Below are 26,776 nucleotides of genomic sequence, written 5' to 3'. Positions count from 1 at the left end.
AAACCCTCGAGTTCGCCGGGTCGAATTCGAGGGTTTTCGACCTCGGGGTGGTTCGCGGTCCGGCGTGGTAGGTGTTGGGGCATGGTGAGGGTGGAGTATCGGCAGTCCGGGTTCCGCGTCCCCGCGGGGGCGACCGACGTGGTGCTGGTCCGGCACGGGGAGTCCGCGCCGGCCATCCCCGGCGAGCCGTTCGAGCTGGTCGGCGGGCAGGGCGATCCGGACCTGGCCCCGCCCGGGCGGGAGCAGGCCGATCTCGTGGGCGAGCGGCTGGCCGAGGAGGCCTTCGCCGCGCTCTACGTGACCAACCTGCGGCGCACCGCGCAGACCGCCGCACCGCTGGCGACCAAGCTCGACATGACGCCGCGGGTGGCCGCGGACCTGCGCGAGGTCCACCTCGGCGAGTTCGAGGGCGGCCTGTTCCGGGTCAAGGCCGCCGAGAACGACCTGGTCATCCAGCGGATGCACGCCGAGGGCCGCTGGGACGTCATCCCCGGCGCGGAACCGACCGACGCCTTCCGAGACCGGATTCGCGCGGCGCTGGCCCGGCTGGCCGCCGCGCACCCGGACGAGCGGATCGCGGTGTTCACCCACGGCGGCGTGATCGGCCAGATCATCGAGCTCGCCTCGGGTGCCCGGCCGATGAGCTTCCTCGGCGCGGCCAACGGCTCGATCTCGCAGATCGTGATCACCGGTGAGCGCTGGATCGTCCGCCGCTTCAACGACACCGCGCACCTGGGCGACGGGCAGCAGCCCGCCGCCCTCGGCTGACCTACTTCGGTCCCAGCGCGCGCACGGCCTCGGTGGGGTCGCCCTGGTTGAGCAGGGCGATCACCGGGGTCGTGACCCCGTTCTCGACGTACTGCTGGACGCGCTCGCGGCAGCGCTCGGCCGGACCGTGCACCACCAGGTCGTCGACCACGGAGTCCGGGATCGCCTCCAGCGCGGCCTTGCGGTCGCCCGCGTCCCAGGCCTCCCACATCCCGGCGAGCTCGGAGCGGCCCAACCACTCGTGGAAGGCCCGGTAGACCGGCACGTTCATGTAGGCGGCGATGTGCCTGCGCGCGATCGCCCGGGAGGTCTCCGGATCCTGGTCGGGCAGCACGAAGATCCGCGCCACCACCTCCTTGTCCGGTCCGCCCTGGTGCACGTGGGGCACGACGGTGCGCACGTCGTCCGGGGACAACCAGTTGATAATCGCGCCGTCGGCCTCCCGGCCCGCCAGCTTGAGCATGCCCGGGCGCAGCGCGGCCACCAGCACCGGCGGCACCGGGTCGGCCACCACCCCGGCGGTGAACCCCCTGACCTGGAAGGTGTCGTAGGACTCGGTGACCTTCTCCCCGGTCAGCGCCTTGCGCAGGAACCGCACCGTGTCGCGGACCTTCTTGAAGGGCTCGTCGAAGGGGATGTCGTTCCAGCGCTCCACGATCACGTTCGACGACGTGCCCACGCCGAGCGCGAACCGCCCCGGCGCGGCCGCGCCCATGCTGGCCGCGCTCATCGCCAGCGTCGCCGGGCCGCGGGTGTAGACCGGCACGATCGCGGTGCCCAGGCGCAGCTGCGGCGCCCAGGTGCTGGCCAGGGCCAGCGGGGTGAACGCATCGGTGCCGTTGGCCTCGGCCGACCACACGTCGGTGTAGCCCAGATCCGGCAGCTCGGCGATGAGCTCGCGCTGCTCGGCCAGACCCAGGCCGGGCAGCGAGACGGTGATGCCCCAACGTCGATCCACGAAAATTCCCTTCTCGGTGCGAACAGCGGTCATCGCGACCGCGAGTACCGCGCTTTCAACTCGCCCTTGACCAGCTTGCCGGTGGGCGTGCGCGGGAGCTCGTCGAGGAAGTCCACGCTGCTCGGCGCCTTGTAGTGGGCCAATCGCGCGCGCACGTGCTCGATGATCTCCCGTTCCAGCTCGGGCCCCGGCCGCGAACCGGGAGCGGGCTGGACGACGGCCTTGACCGCCTCGCCCATCTCGGCGTCCGGCACGCCGAAGACCGCCACGTCGGTGATCGCCGGGTGCAGGGCGAGCTCGTTCTCGACCTCCTGCGGGTAGATGTTCACCCCGCCGGAGATGATCATGAAGGCCTTGCGGTCGGTGAGGAACAGGAAGCCGTCCTCGTCGAGGTAGCCCAGATCTCCGGTGGTGGCCCAGTGCTCGTGCTCCGGATGCCGCGAGCGCCGGGTCTTCTCCTCGTCGCCGAGGTAGCGGAAGGTGATCTCCTCCTGCTCGAAGTAGATCGCGCCCACCTCCCCGGCGGGCAGCTCGGCGCCCTCGTCGTCGCAGACGTGCACCACCCCGGAGACCGACCTGCCCACCGAGCCGGGCTTGTCCAGCCAGGCCGACGAGTCGATGAGCGTCATGCCGATGCCCTCGGTGGAGGCGTAGTACTCCAGCAGGATCGGGCCCCACCAGTCGATCATCGCGCGCTTGACCTCGATCGGGCAGGGCGCGGCCGCGTGCACCGCCAACCGGTGGCTGGACAGGTCGTAGCCGGCGCGCACCGACTCGTCGAGCTTGAGCATCCGCACGAACATCGTCGGGACCCACTGGCTGTGCGTGACGCGGTACCGCTCGACGGCCCGCAGCGCCGCCTCCGGCTCGAAGTGCTCCATCATCACCACGGTGCCGCCGAGCGCGTGCGTTCCGGCGCAGTAGCGCAGCGGTGCGGCGTGGTAGACCGGCGCGGGCGAGAGGTAGACGGTGCCGTCGTCGAAGCCGAAGAAGCCGCGCAGCAGCTCGACCAGGATGTTGCCGGGCTCGTGCACCTGGCGGTCGGGCAGCTCCGGCTTGATCCCCTTGGGTCTGCCCGTGGTTCCCGAGGAGTAGAGCAGGTCCAGACCGCAGGGCTGCACCGCGGGAACCTCGGCGGAGGCCGTGCGCAGGACATCCGCGCAGTCGTCGAAACCGCGCACCGCGCCGCCGAAGGCCAGCATCACCGGTGGCCGGTCGATCCGCTCGGCCACCTGCTCGGCGAGCTCGCCGAGCGCGGCCGAGACCACCAGCGCGCCCGCGCCGGAATCGCCGACGACGTAGGCGATCTCGTCGGGCTGCAGGTGGCTGTTGACCGCCGTGATGTACATGCCGGAGCGAACCGCGGCCCAGTACACCTCGAAGGCGCGGGGATCGTTGTCCGAGAGCAGTGCGACCACGTCGCCCTCGCCCAGTCCGGCGGCGCGCAGCGCGTTGGCCAGCCGCAGCGAGCGGTCGTCGAGTTCCCGGTAGGTCGTCACCGCGCCGGAGCCGGCCATGATCACGGCGGGCTTGTCCGGGGTGTTGGCCGCGTGCACGCCTGGATACATCGGTTCCTCCTCGAACCAAGCTCACCGGCGGATCAGCTTGCCAGGCCTTCGACCTTCCCGAAAAGGCGTTCGGCCTGCTCGGCGCTGGGCACCACGAAGGCGCCCTCGGCCTCGACCAGCACGTGGTCGGGTTCCTCGGCGGTGGCCACGGTGGCCCGCGACCTCGTCCAGCGGCCGTCGTGCTCGTCGATCTCGCCGACGATGCGCAGCGGGGTGCTCAACGGCACCGGGCGCCGGTAGCGCAGCGAGAGCCGGACCGTCATCCCGGCGGGCGCACCCGCGGCGGCGTGCGCGTGCCCGAGGATCTGGTCGAGCAGCATCGCGCTCACCCCGCCGTGCACGTAGCTGGGCGGGCCCTCGTAGGCCAGGCCCAGCGTGCAGGTGCCCACGGCCTTGCCCTCGCCGTGCTCGACCTGCATCGGCGGGGCGACCGGGTTGCCGGGGCCGATCGCGGGGTTGTAGATCCGCAGCCGCCGCGCGCCCTCGTCGACGGTCGCCATCTGCCCGCGCACGCGGCTGGCCGCGCTCAGCGGCGGCAACAGCCCGCGCACCTGCTCGGCGACCTCCCGCAGGGTTTCCGCATCGACCTCGGTGGACACCGCGGCGTCGGTGAGCTCGCGCAGCGCCTCGCCGAGCTCGTGCACCGCCTTCCGCCGCTCCCGCGCTCCCGACTCGGCGGACGAAGCACCTTCAGCCACGCTGTTCTCCTCCACATCCGCGTACCCGCCCCAGTCTCGCCCGCAGATCGCCCGCAGTCCAGACCGACCGGCCGGTTTGTCACCCCGAGGCGCGTCCCTTCTCCATCGAAAGCCCTGGGGAGCTCCCCGGGACCTTCGATGAAAGAAGGGGCCGAGCGCGCGAGGGCGCCGCCGACCGGGTGGTCGGCGGCGCCCTCGGCTCGATCTCCCGATCAGGTCATCGGGCGGTCGGTCGGCTCGATCGGGGCCGGGAGGACGTCCCGGCCGTTCATCAGGTAGCGGTCCACCCCGGCGGCCGCGGCGCGGCCCTCCGAGATCGCCCAGACGATCAGCGACTGGCCGCGACCCATGTCCCCGGCGGCGAACACGCCGCCCACGCTGGACATGAAGTTCTCGTCGCGGGCCACGTTGCCCCGCGGGTCGTAGTCGATGCCGAGGTCGTCGAGCAGGCCCTCCTGCTGCGGTCCGACGAAGCCCATCGCCAGCAGGACCAGCTGGGCCGGGATCTCCCGCTCGGTGCCCTCGACCGGCTCGAACCCGGAGTCGGTGCGCCGCACCTCCACCAGTCGCAGGGCGCGCACGCGACCCCGCTCGTCGCCCAGGAACTCCTGGGTGTTCACCGAGTACAGCCGCTCACCGCCCTCCTCGTGCGCCGAGGACACCCGGTAGATCATCGGGTAGGTCGGCCAGGGGTGCGCGTCCGAGCGCTCCTCGGGCGGCTGCGGCATGATCTCCAGCTGCGTGACCGAAGCCGCGCCCTGGCGGTGCGCGGTGCCCACGCAGTCGGCACCGGTGTCCCCGCCGCCGATGACCACGACGTGCTTGCCCTCGGCGTGGATCGGAGCGCGCGCGAAGTCGCCCTCCTGCACCTTGTTCGCCAGCGGCAGGTACTCCATGGCCTGGTGGATGCCGTCGAGCTCGCGGCCGGTCGCGGGCAGATCGCGGGCCTTGGTGGCCCCGCCGGCCAGCACGACCGCGTCGTAGTCGGCGCGCAGCTGCTCGACGGTGACGTCCACGCCGACGTTGACCCCGGGCCGGAACTCGGTGCCCTCGGCGCGCATCTGCCCGAGACGCCGGTCCAGCCGGCTCTTCTCCATCTTGAACTCGGGGATGCCGTAGCGCAGCAGCCCGCCGATGCGGTCGGCCCGCTCGTAGACCACCACGCTGTGCCCCACCCGGGTCAGCTGCTGCGCGGCGGCCAGGCCGGCCGGCCCGGAACCGATGACCGCGACCTTCTTGCCGGTCTGCTTGGCAGCCAGCTGCGGCTTGACGAAGCCCTTCTCCCAGGCCTTGTCGATGATGGAGATCTCGACCTGCTTGATGGACACCGGGTCGTCGTTGATGCCGACCACGCACGCCGCCTCGCACGGGGCGGGGCACAACGTCCCGGTGAACTCCGGGAAGTTGTTGGTGGCGTGCAGCCGCTCGATCGCGGCCTCCCAGTCGTCCCGCCACACCAGGTCGTTCCACTCGGGGATCAGGTTCCCGAGCGGACAACCCTGGTGGCAGAACGGAATCCCGCAGTCCATGCACCGGCCGGCCTGCTTGGTCAGCCGCGGCTGCTCGAACTCCAGGTAGACCTCGCGCCAGTCCTTGATGCGCACGTCCACCGGACGACGCTGCGGGTTCTCCCGCGGCGTCGTCATGAATCCCTTGGGGTCAGCCATGAGCCGCCTCCATGATCGCCTCGTTGACGTCGCGACCCTCGCGTTCGGCGGCGCTCTGGGCCTGCAGCACCCGCTTGAAGTCCTTCGGCATGACCTTGCCGAAGCGCTCCACCGCGGTGTCCCAGTCGGCCAGCAGCTCGTGCGCCACCGCCGACTCGGTCTGCTCGTAGTGCCTGCGCACCCGGTCGTGCAGGAACTCGCGGTCCGCGTCGTCGAGCGGGTCCAGATCCACCATCTCCGGGTTGATCCGGTTCTCGTCGATGTCGAGCAGGTAGGCGATGCCGCCGGACATGCCCGCCGCGAAGTTGCGGCCGGTCTTGCCGAGGATCACCGCGCGACCGCCGGTCATGTACTCGCAACCGTGGTCGCCGACGCCCTCGACCACCGCGATCGCGCCGGAGTTGCGCACGCAGAAGCGCTCCCCGACCACACCGCGCAGGAACAGCTCGCCGCCGGTGGCGCCGTAGGCGATCACGTTGCCCGCGATGATGTTCTGCTCGGCGGGGAAGGTCGCCTTGTGGTCCGGGCGCACGACGACGCGCCCGCCGGAGAGGCCCTTGCCGACGTAGTCGTTGCCGTCGCCCAGCAGCCGCAGGGTGATCCCGCGCGGCACGAACGCACCGAAGGACTGCCCGGCCGAACCGGTGAAGGTCACGTCGATGGTGTCGTCCGGCAGGCCCTCGCCGCCCCAGCGCCGGGTCAGCTCGGAGCCGAGCATGGTGCCCACGGTCCGGTTGACGTTGCGCACCGGCAGGTCCAGCCGCACCGGGGTGCCCTCCTTGAGCGCGCCCTCGGCGAGCTGGATGAGCGTGTTGTCCAGCGCCTTCTCCAGACCGTGGTCCTGCTCGGTGGTCTGGTGCCGGGAGGCCTCCTTGGGCAGCTCGGGCACGTGGGTCAGCGGAGCCAGGTCCAGGCCCTGGGTCTTCCAGTGCCGCACCGCCTCCGAGGTGTCCAGCAGGTCGGCGTGCCCGATGGCCTCGTCGAGCGAGCGGAAGCCGAGCTCGGCCAGGTACTCCCGGACCTCCTGGGCGATGAACTCGAAGAAGTTCACCACGTACTCGGCCTTGCCGGAGAACTTCTCGCGCAGCTTCGGGTTCTGCGTGGCCACGCCCACCGGGCAGGTGTCGAGGTGGCAGACCCGCATCATGATGCAACCCGAGACCACCAGCGGCGCGGTGGCGAAGCCGAACTCCTCGGCGCCCAGCAGCGCGGCGATGACCACGTCGCGGCCGGTCTTGAGCTGGCCGTCGGTCTGCACCACGATCCGGTCGCGCAGGTCGTTGGCCAGCAGCGTCTGCTGCGTCTCGGCCAGACCGAGCTCCCAGGGGCCGCCGGCGTGCTTGATCGACGACAGCGGCGAGGCACCGGTGCCGCCGTCGTGCCCGGAGATGAGCACCACGTCGGCGTGCGCCTTGGACACGCCCGCCGCGACCGTGCCGACACCGACCTCGGAGACCAGCTTGACGTGAATGCGCGCCTTGGGGTTGGCGTTCTTCAGGTCGTGGATGAGCTGGGCCAGGTCCTCGATCGAGTAGATGTCGTGGTGCGGCGGCGGCGAGATCAGGCCCACGCCCGGCGTGGAGTGCCGGGTCTTGGCCACCCACGGGTAGACCTTGCCGCCGGGCAGCTGACCGCCCTCGCCGGGCTTGGCGCCCTGGGCCATCTTGATCTGGATGTCGTCGGAGTTGACCAGGTACTCGCTGGTCACGCCGAAGCGCCCGGAGGCGACCTGCTTGATCGCCGAGCGGCGCGAGTCGCCGTTGGCGTCCGGGGTGAACCGGTCGGCGTCCTCACCGCCCTCACCGGTGTTGGACTTGCCGCCCAGCCGGTTCATCGCGATCGCCAGCGTCTCGTGCATCTCCTGGGAGATCGACCCGTACGAGATGGCACCGGTGGCGAAGCGCTTGACGATCGACGAGACCGGCTCGACCTCCTCGACCGGCACCGGCTTGCGCACGCCTTCGCGGAACTTGAACAGCCCGCGCAGCGTCATCAGGTCGCGCGACTGGTCGTCGACGGCCTGGGTGTACTCCTTGAACACCTCGTAGCGCCCGGCGCGCGTGGAGTGCTGGAGCTTGAAGACCGTCTTCGGGTTGAACAGGTGCGGCTCGCCCTCGCGCCGCCACTGGTACTCGCCGCCGACCGCCAGCGTGCGGTGCGGGGCCTGCACGTCGTCGGACGGGTAGGCGCGGCGGTGCCGCTCGGCGACCTCCTGGGCCAGCACGTCGAAGCCGACGCCGCCCAGGCGCGAGGTGGTGCCCGCGAAGCATCGCTCGACGACCTCCTCGCCGAGGCCGATCGCCTCGAAGATCTGCGCACCGGTGTAGGAGGCCACAGTGGACACGCCCATCTTGGACATGGTCTTGCGGACGCCCTTGCCCAGCGCCTTGATCAGGTTCGCGGTGGCCTGCTCGGCGGTGACGTCGGCGAGCACCCCGGTGCGCACCAGGTCCTCGACGGTGGCCATCGCGACGTAGGGGTTGACCGCGGCGGCGCCGTAGCCGATCAGCAGCGCGACGTGGTGCACCTCGCGCACGTCACCGGCCTCGACGATCAGGCCGACCTTGGTGCGCTGCTTCTCGCGCACCAGGTGGTGGTGCACCGCTCCGGTGACCAGGAGCGACGGGATCGGCGCCTTCTGCTCGTCGGCGTTGCGGTCGGAGAGCACCAGGATGTGCGCCCCGTCCGCGACGGCGGCCGAGACCTCTTCGCAGATGCGGTCCAGCCGCGCGCGCAGCGCCTCTCCCCCGCCCGCGACGCGGTAGGTCGCGTCGATGACCGCGGGCTTGAGGTCCGGTCGGTCGCCGTCGTCGTTGATGTGCACGATCTTGGCGAGCTGGTCGTTGTCGAGCACCGGGAACGGCAGCACCAGCTGGTGGCACGCCTCGGGGGCGTGGCCCAGCAGGTTGTGCTCCGGTCCGACGTGGGTGCTCAGCGAGGTGACCAGCTCCTCGCGGATCGCGTCCAGCGGCGGGTTGGTGACCTGGGCGAACAGCTGGGTGAAGTAGTCGAACAGCTGCCGCGGCCGGTCCGAGAACGCCGCGAAGGGCACGTCGTTGCCCATCGAGCCGATCGGCTCGGCGCCCGCCCGCGCCATCGGCTTGAGCAGCACGCCCAGCTCTTCCTGGGTGTAGCCGAACACCTGCTGGCGGTGCACCAGCGAGTCGTGCGAGGGCAGCTCGCGCTCGCGCTCGGGCAGGCTCTCCAGCTGCACCAGGCCCTCGTCGAGCCACTCCTGGTAGGGGTACTCGGCGGCGAGCTGGCCCTTGACCTCCTCGTCGTCGACGATGCGGCCGGCCTCGGTGTCGACCAGGAACATGCGGCCCGGCTGCAACCGGCCCTTGCGCACGACCCGCTCCGGCTCGATGTCGAGCACGCCGACCTCGCTGGCCACCACGACCAGGCCGTCCTCGGTCACCCAGTAGCGACCGGGGCGCAGGCCGTTGCGGTCGAGCACCGCGCCGATCTGCGTGCCGTCGGTGAAGGCCACCTGCGCCGGACCGTCCCAGGGCTCCATCAGGTAGTTGTGGAACTCGTAGAACGCGCGCCGCGCGGGATCCATCTCGGCGTGGTTCTCCCACGCCTCCGGGATCATCATCAGCACCGCGTGCGGCAGGCTGCGCCCGCCGAGGTGCAGCAGTTCGAGCACCTCGTCGAAGGTCGCCGAGTCGCTGCCGTCGGGCGTGGCGATCGGGTACAGCCGCTGCAGGTCGCCCGGGATGAGATCGGTCTCGAGCATGCTCTCGCGGGTCCGCATCCAGTTGCGGTTCCCCTTGAGCGTGTTGATCTCGCCGTTGTGCGCGATGAACCGGTACGGGTGCGCCAGCGGCCACGACGGGAAGGTGTTCGTGGAGAACCGGGAGTGCACCAGGCCGATGGCGCTGGCGAACCGCTCGTCGCCCAGGTCCGGGTAGAACGCCGGCAGCTGGGCTTCGGTCAGCATGCCCTTGTAGACGATGGTGCGCGCCGAGAGGCTCGGGAAGTACACGTCGGCCTCGTGCTCGGCGCGCTTGCGCACGCAGAACGCCCGGCGCTCGAAGGCCAGCGCCGACTCCGCCTGGTTCTCGTCGGCCGCGCCGATGAACAGCTGGCGGAAGCTCGGCATGACCTCGCGCGCGGACGTGCCCGCGCAGTCGTCGGCCACCGGGACCTCGCGCCAGCCCAGCAGCCGCAGGCCCTCCTCGGCCACGATCCGCTCGATGCGGGCGACCGCCTGCTCGGCGGCCTCGGCCTCGGCGGGCAGGAAGGCCGTGCCGGCGGCGTAAGCGCCCTTCTCGGGCAGCTCGAAGGGCACCACGGCGCGGAAGAACGCGTCCGGGATCTGGGTGAGCAGCCCGACGCCGTCACCGGTGTCCGGGTCGGCGCCCTTGGCGCCGCGGTGTTCCAGGTTGCGCAGCGCGGTCAGTGCTTTCTCAACCAGGTCATGGCTTTGCCGACCGCGGAGGTCGGCCACGAACGCGACACCGCAGGCGTCGTGCTCGGCTGCCGGGTCGTAGAGACCGTCGGCTTCGGCGCTACGCTGCGCCACGCTTCTCACATGGTGGGAAAGAGTCATCGGACCTCCCGTCGACAGGCCACACCCGCAGCAGGGCAGGAGTCACCCACTGCGGAACATTGGGACCTTTGGGGGCACTGACAAAAGGATGCGCCGTTGCACTCTTGGTCAGTTTGAGGCACTCTACAGATCGCTCAGCTGGAAAGCTACCGGCAGGTAACACGAAGTTAAGCGAACGTGACCACTCTCAGCCAGTGAGACGCCGTTGTCACGAACGGCTGCGAGTTCGTGGGATTGTGCACCACTGATCCGGCCGCGCGCGACTGTTCGTCCCGAGCAGTGGTGTTGTTCACGATCTTCTTGCGCGGCCCGGAATCCCGAAGCACCACCACTCGGAATCGGTTCATCGCCAACGAATTCCGCAATTGTTTGGTACACCGTCGACGAGTCGACGGCAATCACCCGGACGCGAGCCCGGTTCGCGAGAGGATTTTCTCCAGCGGAAGCTCAGCGCGCCGCGACCGCGGTTTCGCGCACCGGCTCCGGAACCGGCTCAGCAGCGGGTTTGCGCAGGCAGTGGCGCGCGAGCAGGCCGATCAGGACCAGCCCCCACACCAGGTAGGGATTGCCCAGCAAGTGCTCCAGCGGCGTCCACGGCGGACCGTTGGGAACCCACCCGAATGAGGCCACCACGACGGTCAGCAGCGTCCACCCCGCGGTCAGCAGCCATCCGACGCTGAGCCTCCGCACCGCGTGGCCCAGCAGCACCACCAGCCCGGGCACGCACCACACCCAGTGGTCCGACCAGGAGGTGGGCGAGATCAGCAGCGACAGCAGACCGGTGGCCATCACGCCCAGCGCGGGTTCCACCCGGCGAACGGCCAGCGCGACCACCGCGGTCAGCGCCCCGGCCAGCGCGAACCAGACCGCGTACTTGGCCGCGGACGGCAGGCCCAGCCGGGTCAGCTCGCCCAGGACCGCCTGGTTGGTGTGGAACGCCGAGCCGGAGACGCCCTGCGCCGGCCCCTGGTTGAACCAGTAGTCCATCGAGGCCTGGAGGTTCAGCGCGAAGCCCGCCAGGGTGCCCAGCACCGCCGTTGCCACGGCCACGGCGCTCGCGCGGAAGTCCTTGCGGACCAGGAAGAACAGCAGGAACGCCGCCGGGGTGAGCTTGATGGCCGCCGCGATGCCGATGAGCGCGCCGCGCGGCCAGCGCGGCGCGCGGGCCAGGCAGTCGACGATGACCAGCCCCATCAGCGCGATGTTGACCTGACCGAGCCCGAAGGAGGAGTACACCGGCTCCAGGAACAGGGTGAACGGCAGCAGCGCCATGGCGACCGCCACCGCGCCGCGCCTGCCCGCGGCGGGCCACAGCCGCCGGATCACCACGTACATCGCGGCGCCCATCGCCGCGAAGTCCACCAGGTAGAGCGCCACCAGGCCGACGGTGAACGGCAGCAGCGCGAACGGCAGCAGGGGCAGCAGCGCGAACGGCGGGTAGACCCACGGCAGCGGGCGCCCGATGCTCACCGTCGGCGCGTAGTTGACGATGTCGCCGCCCGCCAGCCAGGTGTGCACCGCCCAGCGGTAGACCTGGTAGTCGATCGCCCAGCTCGGGTCCAGCCCGGCGCGGTGCAGCAGCACCAGCAGCGCGAACGAGGCCGCCAGGAGCGGCAGCGACACGAGCGCGATCGCGCGCGCGTTGAGGAACACGAACGCGCGCAGCCGGGCGGTCAGCTCGCCGGTGCGCAGCGCGTGGACGGCTCCGGTCCGTTCGGTGACCACCCCGGGTCCTCTCGCTCGGGCGACCGGGCGCGAGCGCGTGACACCCGATCACGCCGAGCTCGCCGGGTCGCGAAATCCCCAAAAACCGGCAAAGCCTAACCCGTCGCGATGGCGCCGCGTCACACGACTCGCCCGGAGGCATTCGACCACCCGCGTGCTTACCGGTGCGGAGGCGGTTGCGGAAGAGCCATCGCTCACCCGGGCGGGTCGAGCGGTTCGAGGACCTTGGCCAGCAGGTCGGCCAGCTGCGCGCGCTCCCCCTCGTCCAGCGGGGCCAGCAGCTCGCGCTCCCACTCGACCTGCGCGGGGAAGACCCGCTCGACGATCTCGCGCCCGCGGTCGGTGAGCCGCACGTCGACCTCGCGGCGGTCGTGCCCGGAGGTGCTGCGGGTGATCAGCCCCTCCTCGGCGAGCTTGGCCAACCGCTTGGTGGTGGCCGCACCGGAGGACAGCGTCTCCCTGGTCAGCCTGCTGGGCCGCATCGCCCCTCCGGCGCGGTGCAGCGCGCTGAGCACCTCGAACTCCACGCGGGTGAGCCGGGCGTCGCCGACCACCCGGTCCGGCAGGTTCCCGGCGAGCACGCCGAGCCTGCGAACCCGACCCGCGACCTCGATCGGCGAGAGGTCCAGGTCCGGATACCGCTCGCGCCACTGCGCGCTGATCCGACCGACGACGTCCACCCTCACTCCTTCACGAGTAAACCACCTGGTAATATTTTACCAGTGAAGCATTTCGGCACCAGCACCGCGCGGCAACGGATCAGCACCACCTTGCGCACCCGGGACGCGCTGCGCGTCACCCGCGTCTTCGGCGGCGTGCTGGTCCCCGCGCTGCGCGTGGGCCTGTCCTACCTGCTGCCGATCGCCGCGCTGGCGACCACCGGACACCTCGACCTCGCGCCGTTCGCCGCGCTGGGCGCGTTCACCTCGCTGTACTGCCGCGTCGACCCCTACGCCCGGCGCGCCCGGCTGCTGCTGGTGGTCGGGGTCGGGCTCACCGCCAGCACGGCCGCGGGGGCGGCCACCGCGGCGAGCGACGCGGGCGGGGTCGCGAAGGTCGTCGTGCTGACGCTGGTGGCCACCGCCGCCAAGCTGGTGGCCGACGTGCTCGAACTCGGCCCGCCCGGCGGCTTGATGTTCGTCTTCGCCGCGGGCGCGGCGGCCTACTCCCCGCAGACCTGGACCGGCTTCTCCCAGGTCGTCGCGGTCACGGCCGCCTCGGCCGGGCTGTCCTACCTGCTGAGCATGTCCGGTGCGGTGCTGCACCCCACCGGACCGCACCGGCTGGCCACCGCGCGAGCCCTGCTGGCCACCGCCGACCAGTTGGAATCGCCGAGCACCGACCGGCGGCACCGCGCGCACACCGCCCTGCACCGCGCCCTGTCGGAGGTGCACGGGCACACCCAGGAGACCGCCGAGGAGCTGCGCGCGCAGCTCGCGCACGCCGCGCACCTGCTGCACCGCCCCTCCGGCCGCTCCGCCGGGGTCTCGGCGGAGATCTCCGCGCAGCTGCGCGCGCTGGCCCGCCGGTGCCGCCGCGGCGGCGTCCCCGCGGCCGACCACGCGCTGCCGGCGCCGCACCCGCTGCCCCGGCGGCGTCGCGGCCCGCTCGCCGCGCTGGCGCCGTACCGCAGCAACGCGGCGCGGATGGCGCTGGCCTCGCTGATCACCGGTCTGGCCCTCGCGGCCTTCCAGCTGGAGCACGCCTACTGGGCGGTGGTGTCGGTGAGCTCGGTGCTGCAGTCGCAGAACGCGACCACCACCTGGCACCGCGCGGTCCAGCGGTGCGCGGGCACCGCGGCGGGCTCGGTGCTGGCACTGCTGATCTTCGCCGCGCACCCCTCGCCGTGGGCGATGCTGGTGGTGATCGTGGTGTGCCAGGTCGCCGCGGAGCTGGTGGTGATGTCCAACTACGGGCTCGGGCTGACCTTCGCCACGCCGCTGGCCCTGTGCCTGGCGGCGCTGAGCCACCCCGACCACCTGGGCCTGGTGGTCGAGCGCGTCACCATGACGCTGGTCGGCGCGGTGATCGGGGTCGCGGTGTGCGCGGTGCTGCTCAACCGGCGCTCGGCGCAGCGCCTGCGCGAGGCGGTCCGCAGCTGCCAGCGGGCGACCGAGGAGCTGCGCTCGGCGCCCGCGGACGCCGAGGCGCGCGGGCGCCTGCTGGCGGCGGTCTTCGCGCTCCGCGACGCGCACCACGTGGTCTCCGGGGAGTTCCAACGCCACCCCGACCCGCGGCTGGTGCTCGACACCGAGCACCGCGCCTACCAGGTGCTGGCAGACACGGCCCCGAGCGCGGCCGCTCAGGGCTCCAGGGCGTAGAGCTCCGGCAGGTTGACCACGACGGCCTCCTGGGTGCTGCGGGCGATCACCACCACCGCGGGGCGCTCCGGGTCGGGGTTCTCCTCGCGGTGCGGGACGTAGGGCGGAACGAAGACGTAGTCGCCGGGCTCGGTGGTCAGCCGAACTTCCTCGGTGCCGTCGTGGAAGACGAACGCCGGATTGCCGCTGACCACGTAGATGGCGGTCTCGGACTCGCCGTGGTGGTGGTCCGCGGAGGCCGTGGCCGGGGCCACGTGCGTCTCCCCCATCCAGATCGCCTCGGAGCCCACGAGCTCACCGCTGACGGCCGCCAGCCGCCGCATGCCCTCGGTCTGGGCGGTGTTGCGGTCCAGATCGCGCGAGCGCACCAGCTGCACCCGGGTGCGCAGCGACCTGCGCCGCTCCTCCGGGACGGGATCGGACAGATCCGGGTGGAACGCGTCCTGCTGCGCCATTGAAATACCCCCAACGTCGAGATCACCGCCGAGGTAACCGCACCGGACGCGCCCGGCACAAGCGCGCGCGGCGCGCCTATAGGCTTGCCGGGTGCACCTCGGGGGAATTCGGTGATCGAAGAGCTGCTGCCCGCGACCGCGGCCGGCGCCGAGCTGTTCGGCGATCCGGTCCGGGCCCGGCTGTTCCCCGAGGAGGAGGCCCAGATCGCGCACGCGGTGGACAAGCGGCGCCGCGAGTTCAGCGGTGGCCGCTGGTGCGCGCACCGCGCCCTGGAGCGCCTCGGCGTTCCGCCCGAGCCGATCGAGCGCGGCGAACGAGGTGCGCCGCGGTGGCCGGCCGGCGTTGTCGGCACGATCACCCACTGCGCGGGGTACCGCGGCGCGGCCGTGGCGCGGTCCGACGAGCTCACCTCGGTGGGCATCGACGCAGAACCGCACAGCGCGCTGCCCGCGGGCGTGCTCGACGTCGTCTCCCTGGAAGCCGAACGCGCCCACCTGCGCGAACTGGCCGCGCGCGAGCCCGCGACGCACTGGGACCGGTTGTTGTTCTCGGCCAAGGAGTCGATCTACAAGGCCTGGTTCCCGATCACCGGGGAGTGGCTCGGGTTCGAGGACGCCGAGCTGACCTTCTCCCCCGGCGAGTTCACCGCGGAGCTCGCCAAGCCCGCCCGCTCGCCCGGACGCGAGCTGCACAGCTTCACCGGCCGCTGGCTGGCCCGCGACGGGCTCGTCCTCACCGCGGTCGCGGTCGCGTAGCAGTGGCGGGCGCCCACCGACCCCGCGCCGTTCGTCGCACGACCTCGTTCCCCCCTCTTGGAACTCCCTCGGCGCCGACGGTGCGCTCCCCTCGACGGTGGACGCCCGCCACACCCCCTTTCCCGATGGCCCGACCTCTTCCCAGCAAGACGTTATCGTCGAAGGTATCTTCCTAGCAAGTCATTTTCTGAGAAGCTTCTCTCCGGTAGGATGCTTGCTGGAAGCAACACTGCCGAAGGAGCGTCGCGTTGGATCACACGATCGACCCACCGCAGGTCGACGACGATCAACTGGTCACCTGGTGGGGCCTGGTCATCGAGGGCTACCACGTCACCGCCGACCGGCTCGCCGCCGAGATCGACCGGCGGTTCGGCCTCCCGATGGCCTCGTTCGACATCCTGATCAGACTGGTCCGCTCCCCCGGCCACCGGATGCAGATGACGGTGCTGGCCAAGGAGGCCGCGCTCAGCAGCGGCGGCTTCACCAAGGTCGCCGACCGGCTGACCAAGGCCGGGCTGATCCGCCGCGAGCCCTCCGAGACCGACCGCCGGGTCACCTTCGCCGTGCTGACCGAGCACGGCGAGGAGATCGCCACGCGCGCTCGTGCCGCGGCGGCCGAGCTCCTGCGCGAGCGCGTGCTCGCCCCGCTCGGCCAGCAGAACTCCGCGGCCCTGGCCGAGGCCATGCGAACGCTTCGCGCCGCCAACGGCCCCGAGTCGGGTTGACCCGGCCGCACCGGGCTCCGCGGCCGGTGTGACGTCCGTCCAGTGGCCGATCATCGCTTACCCGTCGCACCAGCCGTGTGCTACGAACGGAGCACGTGCGACGCGAAGGAGCGAGCGAAATGCGGGAAGCGGTGATCTGCGAGCCGTTGCGGACGCCCATCGGCCGGTTCGGCGGGGTCTTCAAGACAGTGCCCGCGGCGGAGCTTGCGGCCACGGTCATCCGCGGGCTGCTGGAGCGCAGCGGCCTGGAGGGTTCGGCGATCGACGAAGTCGTCCTGGGCAACTGCTACCCGAACTCCGACGCGCCCGCGATCGGCCGGGTCGCGGCGCTGGACGCGGGCTTGCCGGTGGAGGTCGGCGGCACCCAGGTCGACCGCCGCTGCGGTTCGGGCCTGCAAGCCGTGGTCGACGCCGCGATGCAGGTGCAGACCGGCATCAGCGACGTCGTGCTCGCCGGCGGCGTGGAGAGCATGAGCAGCGCCCCGCTGTACACCACCGAGGCCCGCTGGGGCGTCGGCGGCGGCGGGTTGCAGCTGCACGACTCGCTGGCGCGCGGGCGCACCACCGCGGGCGGCCGGAACCACCCGGTGCCGGGCGGGATGCTGGAGACCGCCGAGAACCTGCGCCGCGAGTACTCGATCCCGCGCGCCGAGCAGGACGAGCTGGCGCTGCGCTCGCAGCAGCGCGCCGCCGAGGCGCAGCGCGCCGGCCGGTTCGACGACGAGATCGTTCCGGTGACCGTGCGCTCGCGCAAGGGCGAGACGGTGGTGGACGCCGACGAGCACCCGCGCCCGGACACCACCCTGGAGCAGCTCTCCGGGCTCAAGCCGGTGCTCGGTCGCAACGACCCGGAGGCCACGGTCACCGCGGGCAACGCCAGCGGGCAGAACGACGCCGCCGCGATTTGCGTGGTCACCACCCCGGAGCGCGCCGCCGAGCTCGGCCTGCGCCCGCTGGTCAAGCTCGTCTCCTGGGCCAGGGCCGGGGTCCCGCCGGAGACGATGGGCATCGGCCCCGTGCCCGCCACGGCCAAGGCCCTGCAGCGCGCGGGGATCGGGCTCGACGAGGTCGATCTGATCGAGCTCAACGAGGCCTTCGCCGCGCAGGTGCTCGCCTGCACCCGCGAGTGGGAGTTCAAGCCGGGCGACTTCGACCGGCTCAACGTCAACGGCTCGGGCATCTCGCTGGGCCACCCGGTGGGCGCCACCGGCGGCCGCATCCTGGCCACCCTCGCCCGCGAGATGCGGCGCAGCGAAGCGCGCTACGGGCTGGAGACCATGTGCATCGGCGGCGGCCAGGGCCTGGCCGCGATCTTCGAACGCGTGTGACAGCAGCCCGGCCGGGAACCACACCCCCGAGGGATGCGGTTCCCGGCCGGGCTGCTGTTGAAGCGGAGTCCGCCGGGGTCCGAAGCCGGCGGAACTACCGCATCCGGGCCGCGCCTGCCCGAACGCGCTACACGTTATCGGGTGACCACCGGTGATTTGACCGGGTCCCCTGAACGCGCTGCCACCCTTCCGAACTCATCCTGCGCGCCCACCTGGTCGGCGCAGGACCAGGCCGCGGGGTACCAGCAGCGGGAATGCGCGCCGCGCCGGCCGCGTTGATCGGGAACGGTTCTCGCTCCCGGCGCACCGGATCCGGCGCAGCTCCGGGACGGATGCCCCCGTTCGCAGGCCTGCTGAGCGGCGCGGCCGGGCGCGAGCTCTTAGGCTGAAGGCATCCAGATCATTCGTTCGAGGAGCAATTCAATGGCGATCGCCACCGCCGACCGGGTCGACCGCGACGCGCTGCTGGAGTTCCTGCGCCCGCGCCACAAGGGGGTCCTGGTCACCACCCGCTCCAACGGCCGTCCGCAGACCTCACCGCTGACCTGCGGCGTGGACGCCCAGGGCCGGATCGTGATCTCCACGTACCCGGAGCGCGCCAAGACGCGCAACCTGCGCCGCAACCCGCAGGCCTCGATCTGCGTGGTCTCGGACGAGTGGAACGGGCCGTGGGTCCAGGTCGACGGGACCGCCGAGGTGCTGGACATGCCCGACGCCCTCGACGGGCTGGTGGACTACTTCCGCTGCATCTCCGGCGAGCACCCGGACTGGGACGAGTACCGCCAGGCGATGGTCAAGCAGGACAAGTCGCTGATCCGTCTCAACATCGAGAGCTGGGGACCGATCGCGACCGGCGGCTTCCCGCCCCGGCTGGCCGAGCAGTAACCGCTCAGCGGAGCCTGCGAACCGCGAGGCCGCCGCCGAGGATCACCGCGAGCATCGCCACCGCCCAGCGGCGCTTGTCCTCCGTCGAGTGCCCCGTCTCCGCCGCCGCGCCCTCGTCCTCGTCCTCGGACGAGGGCGTCGTCGTCTCCGACGGCCCGGGTGCGGCCTCGGTGTCCGTCGTGGGCGGCGCGGGCGCGGGTTCGGGCGACTGCGTCCTGGTCGGACGCGCGCTCGGCGTCGGCTTCGGTGATGCGCTCGGCCGCGGCGGCCGCGGCGGTTCGGGCGTCTCGGTCGTCGGTGTCGGCGTCTCCGTCGTCGGTGTCGGCGTCGACGTTTCCGGCGGAGCCGGACTCGACGTCGGCTCAGGCGGTTTCGTCGACGTCGGCGGCGGAGAGGGCGTCGGCGGTGGTGTCGGCGTCGGCGGCGGGGACGGTTCCGGCGGGGGTTGCGGGGCCGTCCAGCAACCGGCCATGTCCGAGGACGTGGCGAACTCCAGCTCCCCGAGCCGCCGGACCGAACCGTCCCGCTCGGCCCGGTAGAGCCCGCCCGCGTACCCGGACGCGTAGATCTCCCGGGAACGCCCGATCACCACCGAGCCGTAGTGGTCGTCCGGGAGTCCGGCCAGATCCGCGACCGGCTCGACCCGGCCGCTGCCGCGGTCGATGCGCACCAGCGCGCCGGAATCGCTCACCGAAAGCAGCGTCCCGTCCACCGGGTCGACGTCGAGGTCGCCGAGGTCGACCGGCTCCAGCTCGACCGCCGAGAGCACCCGCATCCGCTCGACGTCCACCGCGTACAGAACCTCGTCCTCCACCACGTACCAGCGGTTCCCGGCGATCGCACCGGCGGAGGGCAGCTCGAAGGGGTTGCCCCGCGGGCCGCGCACCGGCCCGCGGTCGCGGGTCGACCCGTCCGCCCGCACCTCCAGCACGTGCGCGCCGTCGACGAACCCGGCGGCCATACCGTAGGCCACCCCGTGCCGGCGCGAGTGCCCGAGCGCGTTGACGTACTCGGGAAGCGGCCCGATCCGCGAATCGTCCCCCGAGCTCAGATCGATGCGGTGCAGCACCGAGGCCGACCCGTGGCCGCGCACCTGCAGCGCCTGGCAAGCCGGCCCCGGACTGGCTGCTGGCGGAGCAGCCACGAGCAGGCCGCCCAGGAGCGCGGCGGTCAGCGCTGCCCGAGTCGTTCCAGCGCCCATCGGAAGGCCTCCGGCTCGACGGCAGAGCCCCCGCTGAACGGGTTCTGCAACTGGTAGATCGCGAAGAGCAGCAGCGCCAGCGCACCGGCAAGCGTGGACACCAGCATGATGTGCGGGAGCAGCCGGGTCCCGCCGAAGAGGTTCGGCAGCAGCACGCACACCAGGCTGCCCACCACCAGCACGAACCACACCACCGCCACCACCCCGCGGTCGAACGCGCGGGTCAACCGCTGGTGCCGCTCCTCGTAGACCTCGTCGAGGCGCTGCAGGGCCTCGCTCTTGCGCGCCTGCTCGAACTCGCTGTCGCCGTCGATCGGCGCCTCCCGCACCGCGGTCCGCAACCGGTCCAGCTGCTGCCAGCCCGGGCTGCGAACCTCCTGGCTGCGCTGCATCACCGGCCACTCGGTGTCGAGCACCGTGCGCAGATAGCTCACGCTGCGCGCGCGCACCTCCTGCGCGGCGTCGCCGGCGAACGAATCGACCGCCCAGGACACCGAAACCAGCGCCTGGGACTCGCGGAAGGCGCCTTCGCGCGCGTCGGTGACGGTGTCGAACAAGGTCACCAGGACGAAGGCCAGCACCACCGCCTGCAGACCGCTGACGATGGTGAACACCTGGCCCGCGGCATCGTTGTTGCTGGGCCGCCCCTCGTCCTGACCGATGCGCCGCACCAGGTAGCCGATGACCGCCGCACCGGCCGCGGCGCCGAGCACCCACAGCGCGCCGTGCAGCAGGATGGTCACGGCATCCCCCCTGCGAAGGACTGCGGGGCGTCAACCGGGTGGGGCGTGCCCGGATCGCGCTGGGGGTGGCGCTGCTCGGGGACCCGATTGGTCTCGGCCAGGAGCAGTTCGCCGACTTCGCACCCCAGCACCTCGCAGATCACGTCGAGGTCTTCGAGCTTGAGGCTCGCGGGCGTCTTCGACCACAGGCCGGACATCTTGCCGGCGGAGATCACCAGGCCGTGCTCGGCCAGCAGCCGCTGCAGGTCGGTGGCCTTCCAGATGCCGCGCTGCGCCGCGACCAGCCGCAGGTTCCACTTCACGCTGAATTCGCCTCCCGAGGACGATGACTTCCGGTTCGCCGCGGTCCGCCGGGCGGTCTTTCCATTTCGCCCGACGAGGTTTCACGTTGATCGAGGGAATCCGGGGAACGCCCGGCTGAACGACACCGGCAACAATACTCCAGAGATCGCGGAGAATGGATAACCCGATTCGTGGATTCCTCTTCGACGAAAGGGTCGCTCGCTCGGAGCAGTTAGCCGGGCGAAGGCTCGCGTTGTCCCGCTATCAGCTCGCCGGAGCACGTCGCACTGCTCCATGCGCGCGAACTTTCACGGCTTCATGCCTACTCAGCGCAGGCGCGCTGCGACGTTCGCGGCACGCGGCGCATTCTTGCGACGCCGTGATCTCGATGGATCCAGACCGCTCACTTTCGGGTGACTATACGGCCCCATTGGCCGCTGCTAACGTCACCGACGGCGGGTGATCAAGGGCGATCGCCCGAATCGCTCGCAATTTTCCCCCTCGTTGTCGCGCATTCGACGACGACAATCGCGAATCACCCATTCCGCCTTTCCGCTCTCCTCGTTGATTGGTGGTACATCAGCGTGACTGCTATCGATCCCGGCAACACCGACGAATCCGAGTCGCCGCAGCTGAGCCTGAGCACCGCGGCCGCGCGGAACCTGGCCACCACGACCAAGACCCCGCCGCAGATGCAGGGGATCACCTCCCGCTGGTTGCTCAAGCTGCTGCCCTGGGTGCAGGCCAACGGCGGCGTCTACCGGGTCAACCGGCGGTTGACCTACACGCTCGGCGACGGCCGGATCACCTTCACCAACACCGGATCCGACGTGCGGGTGATCCCGCAGGAGCTCCAGGAACTGCCCCTGCTGCGCGGTTTCGACGACGAGTCCGCGCTGCGCGAGCTGGCCGATCGCTTCGTGCAGCGCAGCTTCGAGCCGGGCCAGGTCATCGCCACCGCGGGGCAGCCCGCCGACGAGGTGGTGCTGATCGCGCACGGCAAGGTCAACAAGATCGGGACCGGCGAGTACGGCGACCAGACCGTGCTCGGGGTGCTCGCCGACGGCGAGTACTTCGGCGCGCAGGTGCTCGCCGGCAGGCGCGACGAGTGGGATGCGACCTACAAGGCCGTCACCCCGTGCACCGTGCTCTCCCTGCGGCACCAGGCCTTCCAGGAGCTCAACGGCAGCTCCGACGCGCTGCGGGAGCACGTGCGCCAGGCGCTGGCCGGGCCGGGGCGGCCGCACAACCCGCACGGCGAGGCCGATGTGGACATCGCCTCGGGCCACACCGGCGAGCCCGCGCTGGCGGGCACCTACGTCGACTACGAGCTCTCCCCGCGCGAGTACGAGCTCAGCGTGGCCCAGACCGTCCTGCGGGTGCACAGCCGGGTCGCCGACCTCTACAACCAGCCGATGAACCAGACCGAGCAGCAGCTGCGGCTGACCATCGAAGCCCTCCGCGAGCGCCAGGAGCAGGAGCTGGTCAACAACCCGGACTTCGGGCTGCTGCACAACGCCGACCTGCGCCAGCGCATCCCGACGCGCTCCGGACCACCGACCCCGGACGACATGGACGAGCTGCTGGCGCTGGTGTGGAAGGAGCCGGGCGCCTTCCTGGCCCACCCGCGCACCATCGCGGCCTTCGGCCGGGAGTGCAGCAAGCGCGGGCTCTACCCGCAGAGCGTCGACCTCGGCGGGCACCACGTACCTGCGTGGCGGGGCGTGCCGATCCTGCCGTGCAACAAGATCGGGGTCTCGGAGTCCCGAACCAGCTCGGTGCTGCTGATGCGGCTGGGCGAGGAGAACCAGGGCGTGGTCGGGCTGCACCAGACCGGTCTGCCCGACGAGTACCAGCCCGGCCTGTCGGTGCGGTTCATGGGCATCAACGAGCAGGCCGTCATCTCCTACCTGGTCAGCGCGTACTACTCGGCCGCCGTGCTGGTACCGGACGCGCTCGGCGTGCTCGAGCACGTCGAAGTGGGCCGGGAGGGCTGACCCGCTCGGGCCGGCCGCGGTCCTCCCGCGGCCGGCCCGGTGATCGCCACGCCACCGGTTCGGCCTGCCCGATCGCACCGATCACGCGCTTAGGAGTTGGACAGCAGTGACCACGACGGAGCCCACCGAGGAATCGACCGCGCTGAGCCTGGGAACCGCGGCGGCCCGCAAGCTCTCGACCACGACCAAGACCCGGCCGCAGATGCAGGGGACCAGCTCGCGCTGGCTGCTGCGCATGCTGCCCTGGGTGGACCTGGAATCGGGCACCTACCGGGTCAACCGCCGCCTGACCTACCGGCCCGGAGACGGGCGGATCACCTTCACCAACACCGGCGAGAACGTGCGGGTCATCCCGCAGGAGCTGCGCGAGCTGCCGCGGCTGCGCGGTTTCGACGACGACTCGGCGCTGACCGCGCTGGCCGAGCGCTTCGTCCAGCGCCGCTACGAACCCGGGCAGGTCATCGTGCCCGCGGGAACCCCGGAGTCCGAGGTGCTGCTCATCGCGCACGGCAAGGTCTCCCGGCTGGGCACCGGCGAGTACGGCGAGGAGGCGCAGCTCGACGTGCTCGGCGACGGCGGCTTCTTCGGCGACGCGGTGCTGGCCGGGCGGGAGTCGCGCTGGCGGAGCACCTACAAGGCGATCACGCCGTGCATCGTGCTGGCGCTGGAGCGTCATGCGCTGCAACCGGTCCTGGAGCAGTTCGGGGAGCTGCGGGCGCACCTGGCCGCGGCCGAGCACGCACCTCCGCAGAACAAGCACGGCGAGGCCAGCATCGACCTGGCCGCCGGGCACACCGGGGAGTTCGCGCTGCCCGGCACCTACGTCGACTACGAGCTGGAACCGCGGGAGTACGAGCTCGGCGTCGCCCAGACCGTGCTGCGGGTGCACAGCCGGGTCGCCGACCTCTACAACCAGCCGATGAACCAGACCGAGCAGCAGCTGCGCCTGACCATCGAAGCCCTCCGCGAGCGCCAGGAGCACGAGGTGCTCAACAACCCGGACTTCGGGCTGCTGCACAACACCGACCTGCGCCAGCGGGTGCACACCCGCACCGGACCGCCCACGCCGGACGACCTCGACGAGCTGCTGTCCCGGCGGCGCAAGTCGCGCTTCTTCCTGGCGCACCCGCGCACCATCGCCGCCTTCGGCCGGGAGTGCAGCAAGCGCGGGCTCTACCCGCAGACCACCGCGGTGGAGGGCCAGCCGATGCAGGCCTGGCGGGGCGTGCCGATCCTGCCCTGCGACAAGATCCCGATCAGCAAGTCCGGCACCAGCTCGATCCTGTGCGTGCGCACCGGCGAGGACGACCACGGGGTCGTCGGCCTGCAGCAGACCGGGATCGCCGAGGAGTACCAGCCGGGGTTGTCGGTGCGCTTCGCGGGCATCAGCGACCAGGCGGTCATCTCCTACCTGGTGAGCACCTACTTCTCCGCCGCGGTGCTGGTTCCCGACGCGCTCGGCGTGCTCGAGCGCGTGGAGATCGCCCGCTGACCGAAAGGCAGAGCCCATGACCACTCTCCAGCAACCGGACGTCAACGCGGGCGACGTCTCCCACGCGGCCCTGTCCCGCTGCCGGGCTCTGGTGGAGCCCGCGCTGCGAGCCGCGGTGGACCGGCTCCCGCAGCGGATGCGGCAGGTCGCCGGCTACCACCTCGGGTGGCTCGACGAACGGGGTGCGCCGATCAGCGGCGACCGGGGCAAGGCGATCCGCCCCGCGCTCGTGCTGCTGAGCGCCCGCGCCGCGGGCGGGGATCCGGCGACCGCGGTGCCCGCGGCGGTCGCCGTGGAACTCGTGCACAACTTCTCGCTGCTGCACGACGACGTGATGGACGGCGACGTCACCCGCAGGCACCGGCCGACCGCGTGGACGGTGTTCGGCAGCTCCACCGCCATCCTGGCGGGCGACGCCCTGCTGAGCCTGGCCTCCGACGTGCTGGCCGCCTCCCAGCACCGCGAGGCGACGACGGCGATCCGCACCCTCAGCAGCGCGGTGCTCGGCCTGATCGAAGGGCAGACCGACGACATCGACTTCGAGGAGCGCGGCGACGTCGGTCCGGACGAGTGCCAGCGGATGGCCCGCAACAAGACCGGAGCGCTGCTGGGGTGCGCGTGCGCGCTCGGCGCCCTCTACGGCGGTGGCAACCCGGAGCAGGTCACCCGGCTTCGCGGGTTCGGCGAGCACCTGGGGCTGGCCTTCCAGCACGTCGACGACCTGCTCGGGATCTGGGGCGATCCGGCCGCCACGGGCAAGCCGGTGTTCAGCGACCTGCGCACCCGCAAGAAGAGCCTGCCGGTGGTCGCCGCGCTGACCTCGGCGACCAGCGAGGGGCGCGAGCTCGCCGAGCTCTACCAGCGGGATCGCTCGCTCAACGACGCGGAGCTGGCCCGGGCCGCCGAGCTCATCACCGGCGCGGGCGGGCAGGCGTGGAGCCGCCACCAGGCCAACGGTCTGCTGGCGACGGCCCTCAACGACCTGCGGCGAGCCGATCCCGACCCGGACGCGGCCGACGACCTCGTCGCGCTGGCGCACCTGATGACCAAGCGCGACCGCTGACTCCCCTGGGGCAGGAGGCGGTCGGGTCGGGGGCCGCGGCCCTCGACCCGACCGCTGTCAGGACCGCCTGCGGCCGAGGAGGCCGACGAGGCCGGCGACCGCGGCGGCCACCAGGAAGGAGGTCAGCGCCGCGCTCATCCACGTCGGCACGGTGAAGCCGATGGCTTCGCGCACGCCGGTCCAGAAGGTCGTCCAGCCGCCGAGCTCGCCCGGGTTGATCACCTGGAAGGTCGCGAAGCCGAGGAACCAGGCGAACAGCATCCCCCAGCGCGACGGGGCCTCGGCCGAGACGTCCCACTCGCGGGCGCGGGAGCTGCCGAAGTAGTCGACGGCCAGCACGCCGAACATCGGCACGAACACCGAACCGATCAGCAGCAGGAAGTTGGAGAACTGCTCGATGTCGATGGTCAGCGCGCCGATGGTGCTGACCGCGCCGACGATCAGGCTCAGCACCCGGCGATCGGTGCTGGGCCGCAGGTTCTGGATGGACACCGCGGTCGAGTAGGTGTCGGCGAAGGACTGGTCGACCTCGCGCAGCACCAGCACCGCGAAGAAGATCACGCCCAGCGGCACCGCCAGCAGCGGGTCGAAGGCCTCGTCGCCGTTCCAGCCCACCAGCGCCAGGCCGAGCAGGCCCAGCAGGTAGCACGCGATCTGGGTGACCGAGTAGCCCGCGGTGGCCGCGGCGAACGCGCCCTTGGCCGAGCGCGCGTGCCGCGAGTAGTCCGAGGCGACCGGCAACCAGGACACCGCCACGGCCAGCGCGGCGTCCGCGCCGGGCCAGAAACCGGCCCAGGAGCCCTCGTGCATCGCGGGCAGCGGGTGCCGCAGCAGCTGCGCGAAGAAGTAGACCATCGCGATCAGCACGGCGACGCTGACGTAGCGGCGCAGGATGCGCAGCGCGCCGAGCGGGCGCAGCGTCAGGGCCGTGGTGATCGCCCCGCCGATGAGCACGTAGAGCCAGTGCGGGCCACCGCCGAAGAGCGCCTCGGCGCCCTGCGCGATGACCAGCAGCTCGAACATGCCCCAACCGACCAGCTGCAGGATGTTGAGCACCGTCGGCACGTAGGAGAGTCGGGTGCCGAACAGGCCGCGCAGCAGCATCATCGCGGGCGCCCCGGTGCGCGCGCCCGGGATGGCGGCGATGCCGACCATGATGCTGCCCAGCACCGTGCCCACCACGGTCGCGGTGACCGCGGCGGCGAACGACAGCTGCGGCACGCCCGCGGGGGCGAGCACCGCGAGCGCGCCGGAGAAGCCCAGCAGGCTCACGCCCAGGTTGCCCCAGAAGGCCGCCTGGTCGAGCACTCCCAGGGTCTTCGGCGCCGGTTCGTTCAGGGTGTGCGGAACTTCGGAACGTTCGACGTCGACCGCCATCAACAGCTCCCTACGCCGGCATTATCCGGACAGGTTCTGCGGTCGGTGGCGCGGTTTCCTGCCACCCTCTCAGCCCGATCCGCTCGAGCTCCCGCGTCGGTAAGTCGCGCACACCCTACCCGAACGGGTGAGCGTGCGGGGCGGGGGCGGGCACCGGTGGTCCTTACCACTCCGAACACGACTTCGGGACCCCGGATGACCACCGGAAATCT

21 protein-coding genes and 1 riboswitch are annotated in these 26,776 nt (G+C 71.6%); of the genes, 9 read left to right on the top strand and 12 right to left on the bottom strand.

Going from position 1 to position 26,776, the window contains the following annotated elements; genetic code table 11:
- The first annotated feature begins 81 nt into the window (after positions 1-81).
- The gene (locus tag ACFQRI_RS01470; RefSeq protein ID WP_380663304.1) at positions 82-768 is read left to right on the top strand and encodes a histidine phosphatase family protein; all 687 of its coding nucleotides are present in this window, start codon (positions 82-84) and stop codon (positions 766-768) included.
- Position 769: 1 nt separating this feature from the next.
- On the opposite strand, the gene ACFQRI_RS01465 is transcribed toward ACFQRI_RS01470, so the two are convergent.
- The 7 genes from ACFQRI_RS01465 to ACFQRI_RS01435 all read right to left on the bottom strand — a co-directional run bounded on the left by ACFQRI_RS01465 (position 770) and on the right by ACFQRI_RS01435 (position 12,619).
- Positions 770-1,759 carry an LLM class F420-dependent oxidoreductase gene (locus ACFQRI_RS01465; RefSeq protein WP_380663301.1) on the bottom strand — a complete coding sequence of 330 codons (990 nt, stop codon included), beginning with the start codon at positions 1,757-1,759 and terminating at the stop codon, positions 770-772.
- Positions 1,756-3,294 (bottom strand): acyl-CoA synthetase, encoded by a 1,539-nt coding sequence (locus ACFQRI_RS01460; RefSeq protein WP_380663298.1) that lies wholly within the window; start codon positions 3,292-3,294, stop codon positions 1,756-1,758. Before ACFQRI_RS01460 ends, ACFQRI_RS01465 begins: the two co-directional genes overlap by 4 nt.
- A gap of 32 nt (positions 3,295-3,326) precedes the next feature.
- Positions 3,327-3,992 carry a PaaI family thioesterase gene (locus ACFQRI_RS01455; RefSeq protein ID WP_380663294.1) on the bottom strand — a complete coding sequence of 222 codons (666 nt, stop codon included), beginning with the start codon at positions 3,990-3,992 and terminating at the stop codon, positions 3,327-3,329.
- A 212-nt stretch (positions 3,993-4,204) separates the two neighbouring features.
- Entirely contained in the window at positions 4,205-5,659 is a 1,455-nt protein-coding gene (locus ACFQRI_RS01450; protein WP_380663289.1) for a glutamate synthase subunit beta, read from the bottom strand.
- Complete coding sequence (gltB, locus tag ACFQRI_RS01445) at positions 5,652-10,214, bottom strand: glutamate synthase large subunit (protein WP_380663285.1); 4,563 nt, start codon at positions 10,212-10,214, stop codon at positions 5,652-5,654. The genes ACFQRI_RS01450 and gltB overlap by 8 nt, the downstream gene beginning before the upstream one ends.
- A 447-nt stretch (positions 10,215-10,661) precedes the next feature.
- Positions 10,662-11,939 carry a glycosyltransferase 87 family protein gene (locus ACFQRI_RS01440; protein WP_380663283.1) on the bottom strand — a complete coding sequence of 426 codons (1,278 nt, stop codon included), beginning with the start codon at positions 11,937-11,939 and terminating at the stop codon, positions 10,662-10,664.
- 194 nt (positions 11,940-12,133) lie between these two features.
- Positions 12,134-12,619, bottom strand: coding sequence for a MarR family winged helix-turn-helix transcriptional regulator (locus ACFQRI_RS01435; RefSeq protein ID WP_380663280.1), 486 nt, complete (start codon positions 12,617-12,619; stop codon positions 12,134-12,136).
- 42 nt (positions 12,620-12,661) lie between these two features.
- Here ACFQRI_RS01435 and ACFQRI_RS01430 point away from each other — a divergent pair, with 42 nt between their 5' ends.
- On the top strand, positions 12,662-14,260 hold the full coding sequence (locus ACFQRI_RS01430; protein ID WP_380663277.1) for an FUSC family protein: 1,599 nt from the start codon (positions 12,662-12,664) through the stop codon (positions 14,258-14,260).
- Here ACFQRI_RS01430 and ACFQRI_RS01425 read toward each other — a convergent pair.
- Positions 14,242-14,715 (bottom strand): cupin domain-containing protein, encoded by a 474-nt coding sequence (locus ACFQRI_RS01425; RefSeq protein ID WP_380663274.1) that lies wholly within the window; start codon positions 14,713-14,715, stop codon positions 14,242-14,244. The two genes, ACFQRI_RS01430 and ACFQRI_RS01425, sit on opposite strands and share 19 nt — an antisense overlap.
- Before the next feature lie 111 nt (positions 14,716-14,826).
- Here ACFQRI_RS01425 and ACFQRI_RS01420 point away from each other — a divergent pair, with 111 nt between their 5' ends.
- From ACFQRI_RS01420 to ACFQRI_RS01405, 4 genes are all read left to right on the top strand, one after another.
- On the top strand, positions 14,827-15,471 hold the full coding sequence (locus ACFQRI_RS01420) for a 4'-phosphopantetheinyl transferase family protein (RefSeq protein ID WP_380663271.1): 645 nt from the start codon (positions 14,827-14,829) through the stop codon (positions 15,469-15,471).
- A gap of 248 nt (positions 15,472-15,719) precedes the next feature.
- The gene (locus tag ACFQRI_RS01415; RefSeq protein ID WP_380663268.1) at positions 15,720-16,196 is read left to right on the top strand and encodes a MarR family winged helix-turn-helix transcriptional regulator; all 477 of its coding nucleotides are present in this window, start codon (positions 15,720-15,722) and stop codon (positions 16,194-16,196) included.
- A 119-nt stretch (positions 16,197-16,315) separates the two neighbouring features.
- Positions 16,316-17,524: an acetyl-CoA C-acetyltransferase gene (locus ACFQRI_RS01410; RefSeq protein WP_380663265.1), complete on the top strand. Its 1,209-nt coding sequence runs from the start codon at positions 16,316-16,318 to the stop codon at positions 17,522-17,524.
- A 423-nt stretch (positions 17,525-17,947) separates the two neighbouring features.
- Positions 17,948-18,409 carry a PPOX class F420-dependent oxidoreductase gene (locus ACFQRI_RS01405; RefSeq protein ID WP_380663262.1) on the top strand — a complete coding sequence of 154 codons (462 nt, stop codon included), beginning with the start codon at positions 17,948-17,950 and terminating at the stop codon, positions 18,407-18,409.
- 4 nt (positions 18,410-18,413) lie between these two features.
- On the opposite strand, the gene ACFQRI_RS01400 is transcribed toward ACFQRI_RS01405, so the two are convergent.
- From ACFQRI_RS01400 to ACFQRI_RS01390, 3 genes are read right to left on the bottom strand one after another with little or no spacing between them, the layout of a single operon-like run.
- Entirely contained in the window at positions 18,414-19,610 is a 1,197-nt protein-coding gene (locus ACFQRI_RS01400) for a DUF6923 family protein (protein WP_380663259.1), read from the bottom strand.
- Positions 19,580-20,353: a bestrophin-like domain gene (locus ACFQRI_RS01395; RefSeq protein WP_380663256.1), complete on the bottom strand. Its 774-nt coding sequence runs from the start codon at positions 20,351-20,353 to the stop codon at positions 19,580-19,582. The genes ACFQRI_RS01400 and ACFQRI_RS01395 overlap by 31 nt, the downstream gene beginning before the upstream one ends.
- The gene (locus ACFQRI_RS01390) at positions 20,350-20,655 is read right to left on the bottom strand and encodes a helix-turn-helix domain-containing protein (RefSeq protein WP_380663254.1); all 306 of its coding nucleotides are present in this window, start codon (positions 20,653-20,655) and stop codon (positions 20,350-20,352) included. Before ACFQRI_RS01390 ends, ACFQRI_RS01395 begins: the two co-directional genes overlap by 4 nt.
- Positions 20,656-21,219: 564 nt before the next feature.
- Here ACFQRI_RS01390 and ACFQRI_RS01385 point away from each other — a divergent pair.
- The 3 genes from ACFQRI_RS01385 (at position 21,220) to ACFQRI_RS01375 (ending at position 25,187) form a co-directional block, all read left to right on the top strand.
- Positions 21,220-22,632: a family 2B encapsulin nanocompartment shell protein gene (locus tag ACFQRI_RS01385; protein ID WP_380663251.1), complete on the top strand. Its 1,413-nt coding sequence runs from the start codon at positions 21,220-21,222 to the stop codon at positions 22,630-22,632.
- Between the two features lie 106 nt (positions 22,633-22,738).
- Positions 22,739-24,124: a family 2B encapsulin nanocompartment shell protein gene (locus ACFQRI_RS01380; protein ID WP_380663248.1), complete on the top strand. Its 1,386-nt coding sequence runs from the start codon at positions 22,739-22,741 to the stop codon at positions 24,122-24,124.
- 16 nt (positions 24,125-24,140) lie between these two features.
- Complete coding sequence (locus ACFQRI_RS01375; RefSeq protein ID WP_380663245.1) at positions 24,141-25,187, top strand: family 2 encapsulin nanocompartment cargo protein polyprenyl transferase; 1,047 nt, start codon at positions 24,141-24,143, stop codon at positions 25,185-25,187.
- Between the two features lie 57 nt (positions 25,188-25,244).
- Here the strand turns inward: ACFQRI_RS01375 and ACFQRI_RS01370 are convergent, their stop codons facing one another.
- Positions 25,245-26,564, bottom strand: a complete 1,320-nt coding sequence (locus ACFQRI_RS01370) for a purine-cytosine permease family protein (protein ID WP_380663242.1) — start codon at positions 26,562-26,564, stop codon at positions 25,245-25,247.
- Positions 26,555-26,669, bottom strand: a riboswitch (TPP riboswitch). Its footprint overlaps the gene before it by 10 nt.
- Positions 26,670-26,776 lie beyond the last annotated feature (107 nt).

The sequence above is a fragment of the Saccharopolyspora griseoalba genome (genome assembly GCF_042665275.1).
In the GTDB taxonomy this organism is placed as follows: domain Bacteria; phylum Actinomycetota; class Actinomycetes; order Mycobacteriales; family Pseudonocardiaceae; genus Saccharopolyspora; species Saccharopolyspora griseoalba.
The sequence above is the reverse complement of the archived record's forward strand: the minus strand, read 5'-3'. Positions and strand labels throughout refer to the sequence as shown.

Bases quoted from the DNA above. Each gene is read 5' to 3' on its own strand.
- ACFQRI_RS01470 (WP_380663304.1), top strand. From the start codon at position 82: ATGGTGAGGGTGGAGTATCGGCAGTCCGGGTTCCGCGTCCCCGCGGGG.
- ACFQRI_RS01465 (WP_380663301.1), bottom strand. From the start codon at position 1,759: ATGACCGCTGTTCGCACCGAGAAGGGAATTTTCGTGGATCGACGTTGG.
- ACFQRI_RS01460 (WP_380663298.1), bottom strand. From the start codon at position 3,294: ATGTATCCAGGCGTGCACGCGGCCAACACCCCGGACAAGCCCGCCGTG.
- ACFQRI_RS01450 (WP_380663289.1), bottom strand. From the start codon at position 5,659: ATGGCTGACCCCAAGGGATTCATGACGACGCCGCGGGAGAACCCGCAG.
- gltB (WP_380663285.1), bottom strand. From the start codon at position 10,214: ATGACTCTTTCCCACCATGTGAGAAGCGTGGCGCAGCGTAGCGCCGAA.
- ACFQRI_RS01425 (WP_380663274.1), bottom strand. From the start codon at position 14,715: ATGGCGCAGCAGGACGCGTTCCACCCGGATCTGTCCGATCCCGTCCCG.
- ACFQRI_RS01410 (WP_380663265.1), top strand. From the start codon at position 16,316: ATGCGGGAAGCGGTGATCTGCGAGCCGTTGCGGACGCCCATCGGCCGG.
- ACFQRI_RS01405 (WP_380663262.1), top strand. From the start codon at position 17,948: ATGGCGATCGCCACCGCCGACCGGGTCGACCGCGACGCGCTGCTGGAG.
- ACFQRI_RS01400 (WP_380663259.1), bottom strand. From the start codon at position 19,610: ATGGGCGCTGGAACGACTCGGGCAGCGCTGACCGCCGCGCTCCTGGGC.
- ACFQRI_RS01375 (WP_380663245.1), top strand. From the start codon at position 24,141: ATGACCACTCTCCAGCAACCGGACGTCAACGCGGGCGACGTCTCCCAC.
- ACFQRI_RS01370 (WP_380663242.1), bottom strand. From the start codon at position 26,564: ATGGCGGTCGACGTCGAACGTTCCGAAGTTCCGCACACCCTGAACGAA.